Source organism: Streptomyces sp. NPDC014006 (genome assembly GCF_043088925.1).
Taxonomy (GTDB): Bacteria; Actinomycetota; Actinomycetes; order Streptomycetales; family Streptomycetaceae; genus Streptomyces.
Genome location: NZ_JBICAJ010000039.1, coordinates 1 through 11,504 on the forward strand (window position 1 = coordinate 1; position 11,504 = coordinate 11,504).

Annotated in this window: 9 protein-coding genes and 2 pseudogenes; 8 read left to right on the plus strand and 3 right to left on the minus strand. The window is 66.0% G+C overall.

What is annotated here, in order from left to right; genetic code table 11:
- Positions 1-540 precede the first annotated feature (540 nt).
- Positions 541-693 carry a hypothetical protein gene (locus ACF1GV_RS42125; RefSeq protein ID WP_391692408.1) on the minus strand — a complete coding sequence of 51 codons (153 nt, stop codon included), beginning with the start codon at positions 691-693 and terminating at the stop codon, positions 541-543.
- A gap of 136 nt (positions 694-829) precedes the next feature.
- Here ACF1GV_RS42125 and ACF1GV_RS42130 point away from each other — a divergent pair, with 136 nt between their 5' ends.
- The 7 genes and pseudogenes from ACF1GV_RS42130 to ACF1GV_RS42160 form a co-directional block, all read left to right on the plus strand.
- Complete coding sequence (locus tag ACF1GV_RS42130; RefSeq protein WP_391692410.1) at positions 830-1,024, plus strand: hypothetical protein; 195 nt, start codon at positions 830-832, stop codon at positions 1,022-1,024.
- A gap of 596 nt (positions 1,025-1,620) precedes the next feature.
- Positions 1,621-4,437, plus strand: a complete 2,817-nt coding sequence (locus ACF1GV_RS42135) for a DEAD/DEAH box helicase family protein (RefSeq protein ID WP_391692412.1) — start codon at positions 1,621-1,623, stop codon at positions 4,435-4,437.
- On the plus strand, positions 4,434-5,786 hold the full coding sequence (locus tag ACF1GV_RS42140) for a restriction endonuclease subunit S (RefSeq protein ID WP_391692414.1): 1,353 nt from the start codon (positions 4,434-4,436) through the stop codon (positions 5,784-5,786). Before ACF1GV_RS42135 ends, ACF1GV_RS42140 begins: the two co-directional genes overlap by 4 nt.
- A complete protein-coding gene (locus tag ACF1GV_RS42145) occupies positions 5,786-6,754 on the plus strand; it encodes a GIY-YIG nuclease family protein (RefSeq protein WP_391692416.1) in 969 nt (322 codons plus the stop codon). The genes ACF1GV_RS42140 and ACF1GV_RS42145 overlap by 1 nt, the downstream gene beginning before the upstream one ends.
- Positions 6,755-6,813: 59 nt before the next feature.
- A complete protein-coding gene (locus ACF1GV_RS42150) occupies positions 6,814-8,295 on the plus strand; it encodes an N-6 DNA methylase (protein WP_391692418.1) in 1,482 nt (493 codons plus the stop codon).
- 17 nt (positions 8,296-8,312) lie between these two features.
- A complete protein-coding gene (locus ACF1GV_RS42155; RefSeq protein ID WP_391692420.1) occupies positions 8,313-8,594 on the plus strand; it encodes a hypothetical protein in 282 nt (93 codons plus the stop codon).
- Positions 8,595-8,801: 207 nt separating this feature from the next.
- Positions 8,802-8,936, plus strand: a pseudogene (locus ACF1GV_RS42160) (TetR/AcrR family transcriptional regulator); the annotation flags it as partial.
- A gap of 29 nt (positions 8,937-8,965) precedes the next feature.
- Here the strand turns inward: ACF1GV_RS42160 and ACF1GV_RS42165 are convergent.
- The gene (locus tag ACF1GV_RS42165) at positions 8,966-9,199 is read right to left on the minus strand and encodes a hypothetical protein (protein WP_391692422.1); all 234 of its coding nucleotides are present in this window, start codon (positions 9,197-9,199) and stop codon (positions 8,966-8,968) included.
- Between the two features lie 557 nt (positions 9,200-9,756).
- A complete protein-coding gene (locus tag ACF1GV_RS42170; RefSeq protein WP_391692424.1) occupies positions 9,757-10,743 on the minus strand; it encodes a GlxA family transcriptional regulator in 987 nt (328 codons plus the stop codon).
- A gap of 125 nt (positions 10,744-10,868) precedes the next feature.
- On the opposite strand from ACF1GV_RS42170, the pseudogene ACF1GV_RS42175 reads away from it, so the two are divergent.
- Positions 10,869-11,193 (plus strand): annotated as a pseudogene (locus ACF1GV_RS42175) (putative quinol monooxygenase).
- The last annotated feature ends 311 nt before the right edge of the window (positions 11,194-11,504 follow it).

Here is an 11,504-nt window from a genome sequence, read left to right on the forward strand (position 1 = left end):
CCTCCGTGCGGTGCAGTCCTAGACAGCTCCACCACACCGGAGGTCTTCGCCATGATCAAGCCCCGTGGCTGTCAACAACGCTCGTGATCAATACACTGTCGATGGTCTCCACAGATTGCAGCTCAGGGGTCACAGCCGCCTCAGCAGGGAGTGCGTGGCCTGAACCGCTTCCTTCAGAGCGCTGCCCGGGCCCTACCAGTTCACTGCCGTGGGTGTCCTGTGGGTAGTCCCCAGCGCCGGTCACCCAGAGGTTGAGCGGGAGGAGCAGCGAGGACAAAGCAGAGGTCAGGTCGTACAGCGCCCGGCGGGTGTTGTCTGGCTCAGCGAGGTCGGGATGCGTCTCCAGTTGGTGTGCGAGCTGGCTGAGCTGGGAGACCAGCTCATCCGGGGAAGGAGTCACCGGTCTCGCCCCTCCCCGGCCACGGCGGTCGTCTCGTCGGAGACGGCGCAGAGGCTCCAGTGCACGCGGTGCAGGTGGACGGTGTATGGCGGTCCGGCTCTCCCGATACGAAAAGGAGCGGTAGAGACAACGGCATGCGGTCAGTCACCCTTTCGTGCGGTGGCGGCCCGGGCGATACGGGCGAGGTGCTCGAAGTCGGCGTCGGTGAGCGGGCCGCCGTCGGGCCGGACGTACGACCCGGCGAGCCAGCCGTGCAGGATCGCGTAGGGGTCCGGGGTCTGGGTGCCCTGCACGCCGCGCTATACGGGGATCTAAAACCGCTGGCCCGCCGTGCCCGAGGCTGTCCAGGACCGCCAGGGCTGACGGCTCAGCGACGCCAATTCAAGATCGTGTAGGTGTGTGGTGTGTCTGGCCAGATAACTCGCAGGCTTGACGTTGTCCGCTCCGAGGACAAGGCCCGCCCTCGACGCCGCCCGCAATCAGTGCAGCTCCATCAACAACGGCGGCCAGCGCCTGGACTGGATGAACTCCCAGCGCTTCAGCTACAAGGACGTCACCACCAGCGAAGCCCAGGGCAAGGCGATCAACAACGCGCTCAAGGCCTCCGGCTTTTGCAGAGTCTGACCTCTGCCTTGGAAAGGTCCCGCCGCACGCTCTCCGGGTCTGCCCCGACGCGAAGCGGTGCTGGAGCCGGTGTCGTCTGGGATTCTTGATGGCTGCGAGCGCCAGGTTCCGCCGGCCTCGGTGACGAGGCGGGCGGTGGTCTGCCCTGATGCCGATGTCCGGCCTTCGACCTGGGTCTGGCAGTGGATGGTGGCAGGGTGGTCGGACATGTCTCTTGTGTTACTCCCCTGCACTACCCTCATCCCCGGTATTTGGTATGGACACGGCGTGCTGACCTGAAGCAGAGTCAGCGCAGCGGACGAAAGGCGGTTGCAGGATGTACGGCGCGCATCAGGGTCGCATTGAGAGCTGTTCTCCTTCCGATTGTGGGGGTGCCTGCAATCAGCCGGCTGAGCATGGTCATGGTTTGACCTGAGCAAGCGGCCGATGCGAGCCGATCCACTTCGGGGCACCGGGTAACTGAGCGGCTCTTGAAGCAGGTCGCCTGACGGGGCACAACAGTCCACCGCCTCACAGCTAGTAAGCCTCGGCCTATGCGAACCACCCGAGTCCGGCACTCAGTTGGCAGCATCTCCGATACCCACGCTGAGGAAGCGATGAACAGCAAGGATCATGATTCCCGTCTCCCGGCGGAGGCCCGCGCTCGTGCCCTCATCGACCAGCAGCTGACTGCGGCTGGTTGGGCGGTACAGGACCGCAAGGCGATGAATTTATTCGCGGGTGAGCTCGGCGTGCACGGTGTCGCGGTGCGTGAGGTCGTCATGGCGCCGGGCCACGGCCGGGTCGACTACCTGCTGTACGTGGAAAAGAAGGTCGTCGGGGTCATTGAAGCGAAGCCGCAGGGCACGACCCTGTCAGGTGTGGAGTGGCAGTCGGCGATGTACGCCACTGGCCTGCCGCCGGAGCATCGCAAGCGTGCGCACACGGTGGGCGATCGCATCCCGTTCGTGTTCGAGGCCTCCGGGTCGGAGACTCACTTCACCAACGGCTACGACCCTGAGCCGCGCGCCCGGAAGATCTTCAACTTTCCCAAGCCGGCCACCCTCGCGCGAATAGTCCGAGAGGCCCAGGACGATCCTGACTTCCCGACCTGGCGGGCAAAGGTGCGGCGCATGCCGCCGCTGAACGAGGAACGGCTCCGGCCCGCGCAGACCGAAGCGATCTCTGAGACCGAGGCATCCCTGGCCGCCCAGCGTGCAGACCGGTCGCTGATCCAAATGGCCACCGGTGCGGGCAAGACGCACACCGCCGTGACCCTGTCCTACCGACTGCTCAAGCACGCAGGGTTCAAGCGGGTGCTGTTCCTGGTGGACCGCAACAACCTGGCCAAGCAGACCGCTGCAGAGTTCAGCAACTACGAGACCCCGGACGACGGTCGGAAGTTCACCGAGCTGTACTCGGTCCAACGCCTGACCGGTCTGGGAATGCTGGAGTCCTCGAACGTGGTGATCTCCACGATCCAGCGCGTCTACTCCGTGCTGCGCGGCAAGGACGTCCCCGAGGGTGACGACCCGACGCTGGACAGCTTCGTGCCGGATGCTCCGGTGGAGATCGCCTACAACAAGGACATGCCGCCGGAGTCGTTCGACCTGGTGATCGTGGACGAGGCCCACCGCTCCATCTACGGGGTGTGGAAGGGCGTCCTGGAGTACTTCGACGCCCACATCCTGGGGCTGACGGCCACGCCGGGCAAGCAGACGTTCGCGTTCTTCCGCCAGAACCTCGTCTCGCAATACACGTACACCGAATCGGTGGCCGACTGCGTGAACGTGGACTTCGACATCTACCGCATCAAGACGGAGGTCTCGGAGAACGGCGCGAAGATCGAGGCTGGCACGTTCGTGCCCAAGGTCGACCGCCGCACCCGCATGCAGCGCATCGAGGCCATCGATGAGGACCTCGAGTACAAGAAGAGCCAGCTGGACCGGGCGGTGCAGAACCCCAACCAGGTCCGCACCGTCCTGGAGACCTTCCGCGACCGGCTGTTCACCGAGATCTTCCCCGGCCGGACCGCGGTCCCCAAGACACTGATCTTCTGCAAGGACGACGCCCACGCCGAGGAGGTCGTCACCCAGGTACGGCAGGTCTTCGGCAAGGGCAACGACTTCGCCGCAAAAATCACCTACCAGGCCAAGGACCCTGAAGGCCACCTGCAGGCCTTCCGCTCCTCCGCGAGGCTGCGGATCGCGGTCACGGTGGACATGATCGCCACCGGTACCGACGTCAAGCCGCTGGAGTGCGTGTTCTTCATGCGCGACGTCCGCTCGGCGCAGTACTTCGAGCAGATGAAGGGCCGCGGGGCGCGCACGATGCCCAAGCCCGACTTCCAGGCCGTCACCCCCGACTCCCAGACGAGCCCGGTCGCACGGGAGAAGACGAGGTTCGTCATCGTCGACGCCATCGGCGTCACTGAGCACGACTTCGTGGACCCGCCGCTGATGCGCAAGAAGGGCATCAGCCTGGAAAAGCTCCTGAGCAAGGCCGCAAGCCTCACGATCACCGAGGACGAGACCGCAACCCTGGCCTCCCGCCTGGCAGCCCTGGAGCTCCAGGTCACCTCTGCCGAGCGGGCCGAGCTCGACAAGGTCGCCGGCCAACCCCTCAAGAAGATCGTCAAGAAGCTGGTCGAGGCCTGCGACCCCGAGCAGCAGGCCAAAGCCGTCGCTGCCGCCGGCGAAGGCGCGGACCCTCAACAGGTGGTCGATGACCTGCTCGAGAAGGCCATCACCCCGCTGGCGGCCAACCCCGAACTGCGGACGCGCATCATGGAGCTACGCCGCCAGCACGACCAGATCATCGACGACACCAACCCCGACACCCTGCTCGAGGCTTACGGCGTCAGCGCCGAGGACAAGGCCCGCGAGATCGTCACGGACTGGCGCGCCTACCTGGACGAGCACCGCAGCGAGATCTCCGCGATCCAGGTTCTGCAGCACGCCGAGGAATCCGGTACCAAGCCTGCTGGGAGCACGTTCGCCCAAATCAAGGAACTGGCCGACCGAATCGCCCGCCCGCCGCACCAGTGGACCCCGCAGCGGCTATGGGAGGCGTACGAGCAAGTGGAGAAAGGCCGGGTCCGCCCGAACGCAGAGGCCCAGGTCACGGACCTGGTGTCCCTGCTGCGTTTTACCCTTGCGGGTGACGACGAGTTGGTGCCGTACGCGGACAAGGTCCGCGAGCGGTACCAGGGCTGGCTACGGCAGCAGGAGCAGGCCGGCGTCGTCTTCACCGAGACACAGAAGTGGTGGCTGGACAACATGGCCGACGTGATCGCCTCTTCGGCCGGAATCGACGTCGACCAGCTCGACGGCGCCCCGTTCGACGAGCGTGGCGGCATCGACGGCGCCGTGCGCGACCTGGGCGACCAGGCTGGCACCCTCCTGGAGACCCTGAACAAGGAGCTGACCGCGTGACTGAGGTGCCCTCCGGATGGCGTCGAGTGACCCTGGGCGAAGTCGCTGAGACTGCGCTCGGCAAGATGCTCGACAAGGGCAAGGCCAAGGGATATCCGCATGTGCCCTACCTGCGAAACGTGAACGTGCAGTGGGGACGCATCGACACCGATGACATGCTGACCATGGAACTCGCCGACGACGAGCGAGACCGCTTCGGCGTCCTCCCTGGTGACCTGCTCGTCTGCGAAGGCGGGGAGGTGGGTCGAGCCGCGATCTGGACCCACGACGGCGGCTACATCGCTTATCAGAAGGCCCTGCACCGAGTACGGCCCGGCGACAACGTTGACGCTCGCTTTCTCCGATACATGCTCGAGTACTCTGCCAGGGCTGGTGTGCTGGCGCCCTTGACGACCGGGTCAACCATCGCTCACCTTCCGCAACAGAACCTTCGGAAAATCCCCTTCCTGCTGCCTCCCCTGCCTGAGCAGGAGCGGATCGTCGAGGTGCTGGAGGACTACCTCTCCCGCCTCGACGCGGGCGTCGACTACCTCAATGCCGCGCGTCGTCGTTGTGCCCTGTACGAGGACGCCACGATTATGCGTGCCTTGGGTAGCACGGAGAGTCGCCAAGATGGTGTCGAGCAGATCATCAACGGACACCTTCCTGCCCTGGCAGAGGGGTGGTCCTGGCAGACCCTGAGGGAAGTCGCTGATGTCGTCGGCGGGGTCACGAAGGATGCGAAGAAGCAGTCCGACCCTTCCTACATCGAGGTTCCGTACCTGCGCGTAGCTAACGTCCAGCGTGCCCGGTTGGACCTTGAGAATGTGACAACGCTCCGCGTACCGCCCGCCAAGGTCGAAGCACTGCGCCTGCTAAAGGGCGACGTCCTGATGAACGAAGGTGGAGACCGGGACAAGCTCGCTCGAGGGTGGGTCTGGGACGGGCAGATTGAGGAGTGCATCCACCAGAACCATGTCTTTCGCGCGCGACCGCGCGACAACATGCGATCGGAGTGGCTGGCCTGGTGCGCCAACACCTACGGTGCGCGCTGGGCCCAGAGGCACGGTAAGCAGAGCGTCAACCTCGCCTCGATCAGCCTCAAGGTCATCAAGACCATGCCGATTCCAGTTCCTCCCCTGCCGGAGCAGGACGAGCGGCTGGCTCAGATTCATGAGGCGGTCAGCCAGAGCCGTCGCCTCATCGGAGAGGTGGAGATTGGGCTCGCACGCGCAGACAGGCTGCGCCGCTCACTTCTGACCGCAGCGTTCTCCGGTCGTCTGACCGGCGCGGCCTTCGCCGTCGAGCGGGTCGAAGAGATCGCCGCTGACATCGTCGAGGCTGAGGCTCCTGAAGGTGTGCTGGTCTGATGGCGGGCAAGCAGGTGCGTTTGTTCCTGGTGGACGGCAAGGTCGGTGGTCTGACGACCGCGGAGATCATGACGTGGACCGGGCAGCTCCTCAAGGGGGCTCGTAAGGACCTGGCGCGTATCCGGGAGCGTAGGGAGGCGCAGAAGACCGGCGTCTACATCCTGTTGGGTGAGGACGAGGAGACCGGGAAGACCAAGGCGTACGTCGGGCAGTCGGACAACGTCGCCAAGCGGCTGAGCACTCACGACCAGAACAAGGACTTCTGGTCGGAGGTCGTGGTCATCACCTCGAAGGACTCCAACCTGACCAGCGCGCACGTGCGCTGGCTGGAGTCGAAGCTGATCGGCATGGCCAAGGCGATCAGCCGTGTGCCGCTGGAGAACGGCAACGAGCCCACCGGCGGTGCGGACCTGCCCGAGGCGGACGCTTCGGATATGGAGGAGTTCGTCCGTCAGCTGGAGATCCTGCTGCCGGTCCTGGGCGTCGATGTGCTGCGTGGCAGGGCTACCCGCCCGGCCATCGGTGCTCCCTCCGCCGCGCAGACTGCGCCTGTTGGGTCTGGTGGCCCGGTGCCAGTTGTCGAGTCCGAGTCGGAGCCTGAGGTGGAGGTCTCCCCGGTGTTCTACCTGGTGCAGATGCCTGGTGCTCAGGCGCAGGTCATCGACGGGGAGTTCACGGTTCTGGCCGGCTCGGAGGTGGCTGCGGAGATGCCGGACCGCTCCGGCTACAAGGCTTCGTCGGCCAAGCAGTACAAGGTTCGTCAGGGCCAGCACCGTGACCTGGTCGCGGACGGATCGATCGCCGTCGGTCCGGACGGGACCGCGCGCCTGACCCGTGACGTCGTGTTCGGCTCCCCCTCAGCCGCAGGAGCGGTCATCGCTGGACGGGTGTCCATGAACGGGCGGACCAACTGGCTCACCGACGACAACGTCACCTACGCCTCCTGGGAGTCCGGCAGCACTCGCTGACCGGCCCGGAAATCTATTCATCTTGCAGGGCGTACGCCTTGGGCAAGGAAGGAAACAACGTGTCAGACACTCGCCGGCTGGTCGACAAGCTGTGGGCGTACGCGGGAGTGCTGAGGGACGCCGGGGTAGGCGTGCTGGAGTACACCGAGCAGCTGACCTACCTGCTGTTCCTGAAGATGGCGCACGAGCGTGCCCACCGGCCGCTCAAGCCCGAGCAGATTGTCCCGGAGGAGTACTCCTGGCAGCGCCTGCTGGATACTGAGGGTGCAGCCCTGGAGACCCAGTACACGCTGATCCTGCAGGGCCTGGGCCGCCAGCCGGGCATGTTGGGCACGATCTTCCGCAAGGCGCAGAACCGGGTGCAGGACCCGGCGATCCTCAAGCGGCTGATCCACGATCTGATCGACAAGGAGACCTGGTCGGGCGGCGGTGACATCAACGGCGACGCCTACGAGGCTCTCCTGTCCAAGGGCGCCAGCGACAAGGGCTCGGGCGCGGGACAGTACTTCACGCCACGTTCAATCATCTCCGCGATGGTCGATGTCGTGCGGCCCACCGTGAAGGACACGGTGGTCGACCCGGCCTGCGGCACAGGTGGGTTCCTGCTGGGCGCGCACGAGTACGCCTCCAAGGACGCCGCGCACATGGACCCCGAGCAGCGTCAGCACTTGAAGGCGTCGTTCGTGCACGGCGTGGAGATCGTGGACGGCACCGCACGCCTGGCCGCGATGAACCTGCTGCTGCACGGCATGGGCGACGCCAAGGGCCAGTCACTGATCGAAGTCAAGGATGCCCTGGTCGCCGACCCTGGTAAGCGCTGGTCGGTGGTGTTGGCCAACCCACCTTTCGGCACGAAGTCCTCGATCACGATGGTGGGCGCCGACGGCAGGGAGGCCCGCGAGGACCGGGAGATCGAGCGCAACGACTTCGTGGTCACCACGAGCAACAAGCAGCTCAACTTCCTGCAGCACATCATGACGATCCTGGACATCAACGGCAGAGCCGCGGTGGTGCTGCCGGACAACGTGCTGTTCGAGGGCGGGGCCGGGGAGGCACTGCGCCGACGTCTGCTGAACGACTTCGACCTGCACACGATCCTGCGCCTGCCCACAGGGGTGTTCTACGCCCAGGGCGTGAAGGCGAACGTGCTGTTCTTCGACAAGAAGCCGGCCAGTGAGACGCCGTGGACGACCACGACGTGGGTGTACGACCTGCGGACCAACAAGCACTTCACGCCCAAGAAGAACCCACTGACCCGCGGGCACCTGGAGGACTTCGTCCAGTCTGCCAAGCCAGGCCAGCCCCGCGAGGAACGTGTTGAGTCCGAGCGATTCAAGTCGTTCACCTACGACCAGCTGATCGCTCGCGACAAGGTCAACCTGGACATCACCTGGCTTCGGGACGAGTCTCTTGAGGACCTCGACAGCCTGCCTGCCCCCGACGTAATTGCCCGCGAGATCGTCGAAGACCTCACCGCTGCCCTAGAAGAGTTTGCGGCCGTCGCCGATGCTCTAGAGGCCAAGGAAACGAGCGAGGCCTGATCCTGCAGACTGCCTCGGTGTCAGGCGGGGAGGTCGGGCGACTCACCGTTCGCGCGGCCGCCGGCTCCAAGGATCCGCCGCGGGATCGCGGACGTCGCCGGGTGGGCCCCGAGCACTCCACGGGCCCGCAGCTCATCAAGGTTGGGGAGACGGACCCCGGGGAGTTCGAGAAGGTCGGCCTGGGCGGCGCGGACGAGCTGGGCGACGAGCTCAAGGAGCACGAGGCCCTGGAGCAATTGGCGGCGTTCAGCTTGCTGGCGAGGTGGGTTGACGACTCGACGGTGGAGACCGCGGTGTAGGCGTGTTCTCGTATAGCTACGGCGAACGGACATGTAGCGCTGTGTGATTGCTCTGGTCCTCGTTTCCGCTGGCTGGGCGCCTCGTTGAGCTGAACGAGTGATCTCGGTCGGTGTGGAGGGGCACGGGTGCGGCAGGACTGGGAGCCGGAGGACCTGATCGAGGTCTGGACGCTACTCGAAGACGACATGAAGCGGGTGCGGAACAACCTCGCCACTGTCGCCGCGGACGGCCACCACCCGGAACTCGCCGAAGCCCTCTCCGCCCCCGGGCGCCCCCTCACCCCCGAAGCCACTTTCACCCAGTTCCTCAACCGCCTGATCGACGGCCTCGACACCGACTGATCCCGCACCGCCTATCACCGTATCTGTTCTCACAAACGAACAGATACGAGAGTTCTGCGAGAGACCCGAGTGTGATCCGTTCCGCAGGTCGCCGTTCGTAAAAGTCCTCTCTGCGCGGCCTCGAAACCGCCCGCGACCTGCGCGCTGAGACCCACGACGCCGACATCACTGCGGCCGAAGCCGTCCTTGACCTGGCCCTCGCCTTCCATCACGCCGTCCTTGGCGAGCAAGACAAGATCCGTGCCGTCGTCGACCGCCTGCACGAACTCGCTCGCACCGGCGACTACACCTACTACACGGATATCGCCCGCTACATGGGCGGTCTGGCCCTGCCCGGCCCGGCCTCCGCGCGCTGGCTCGACGGGGCCGACGCCGTTCGTACCCGCTGGCATCGCCTCGTTCAAATCCGCCGGACCCGCCTCGGCGCCGGCGGGTAGTCCGGCTTCGGGTTCAGGGTGTCAGGTCAAGGGCACGGACCGGCTCGCCGATCCACCGGTCAGGGGCAGTGGTGGCGATGATCGCCCGTCGGGGCGATCCGGAGTCGGCTGGGTGGAACCAGTGCAATGCTGCCGCCAGCGGTGATCATCGATCCGGGGCCATCACTCCGCCGTCCCTCCCGGCCTCCCCACGGGAGGGCCGACGCTACGTCCGTTGGGGCCGGACCGGCCAGGTGGTGACGGCGTTGACTGCTTCACCGGCCTCAGTACTGGTGGGCTCGCATGTTGGCGTCAGGTATTCCTCGACGGTACGGGTTGGCTGTCATGGTGAGTGACCGTCGAGGGGTTTGTGGCGATGACGGGAGCCGAGACAGGCATCACCTTCACGCACGTTGGGTGCTGGCGGGCGTCGCTCCGCTCCGCAGGCGGCCGGGGGTGGTGTCCAGGCGTTGCCGTAGCAGTGTGGTGAGCGTGGAGGCGTTCTCGTATCCCACGCGGCGGGCGACGGTCTCCGTGGGGAGGTCGGTGGTGCGCAGCAGGTGGGCGGCCTGTTCGAGCCGGATGTTCTGGGCGAATCGCAGGGGTGAGATGCCCAGTACCTTGTCCACGGCGCGCTGGAGGGTCCGTTCGCTTGTCCCGACTGCCCGTGCCGCTTCGGCCATGCGCAGCGGCTGGTCGATGTGTGTGCGCACCCAGCTCTCGAAGGCGCTGACGGTGGGGTCGGTGCGGGCGAGGTGGCTGGGAATGGCGTAACCGGACTGGGTGGGGCGGTGGTCGACCACGAGATAGCGGGCCGTGAGGTCCGCGAGGGCTGGGCTGGCCTGGCGTACCAGGGCGAGGGCGAGATCGAGGTGGGCCATGGCGGCTCCGGCCGTGGTGACACCTAAGGCGTGGGCCAGCATGTGGCTCTCGTCCAGGGCAACTTGGGGGTATGTCTGCCGGAAGGCGGGCGCCAGCCACCAGCTGGTGGTGGCGGCCAGCCCGTCCAGCACGCCGGCCTCGGCGAGGAGGAACGTACTGGTGCAGGCCGCGGCCAGGGGGACACCGTCGGCCCTGGCCCTCCGGACCGCTTCGCGTTCGGGACCGCGTTCCGGGGCGGCCACCCATTCCAGCAGGGGGGCGGGCTGTTTGGGGCCGGCTCCGGGCACGACGAGGACATCGGGCCGTGGAGCGTCCTCGACGGCTTGAGCCTCGATCACGTGCCCGGAAGCCGTACGGACGGCACCGTGCCCGCTGACGCGGGTCAGCTCCCAGCATGGTGGGGGGTGGGGCAGTTCCTCTCGCAGCTCATTGGCCATTTGCAGGACGTCGAAGACCGTGGCCAGCCCGGAGTCGAAGAGGCTGTCCATCACCAGCACCGAAATCCTCATGTCGGAAACGGTAAAGCATCCGGCGGATCCGCCACTGACTGCAGTCCACCAGTCCCTCATACGGTGATCACATCGCACAACGGCGCAGCACCACACCGCACTCCCCACGCACCAAGGAGCACTCCATGACCAACGCCCTTGTCCCCGACACCGCTCGCATCGGACTGCTCGCCCGTATCGAGGCCAAGCCGGAGTACGTCCGCGAGGTCGAGGAACTGCTCACGGGAGCCCTCACCCCTGGCCCAGGACGAAGCCGGCACCACCCTCTGGTTCGCGCTGCGCCTGGGCCCCACCACGTTCGGCATCTTCGACGCCTTCGGCACCGAGGAAGACCGCTCCGCGCACCTCCAGGGCCACATCGCGGCGGCGCTCATGGACAACGCCCCCAAGCTGCTCGCCGAAGCGCCCGAGATCCTGCCCGTCGAGGTCCTGGCCGCGAAGCTCTCCTAGCCCGCCCACACACCCGTCACCACCCCAGGCACCACAACGGAGCGATGGTGCCTGGACTGCGGATCAGGTGACAGCCCCGCATGGGCATCACCGCCATCGCCCACGCGCTTTGGCGCAGCCTAAACAGTCGCGTAGCCGACGACGGCCTCGTTGCTCTACTACCGTTACAAGGAGAAGGAAAGCTGTGGCAACCACTAGGGTCCGTCTTCAAACGGATCTTGCCCAGAGCAGCAGCGACGCGAGACTGACCGCTGCCTCGTATGAGGTGGCGGTCTTGTCGTATCTGGTGGCAATGCCGCGGAAGCCTTTGA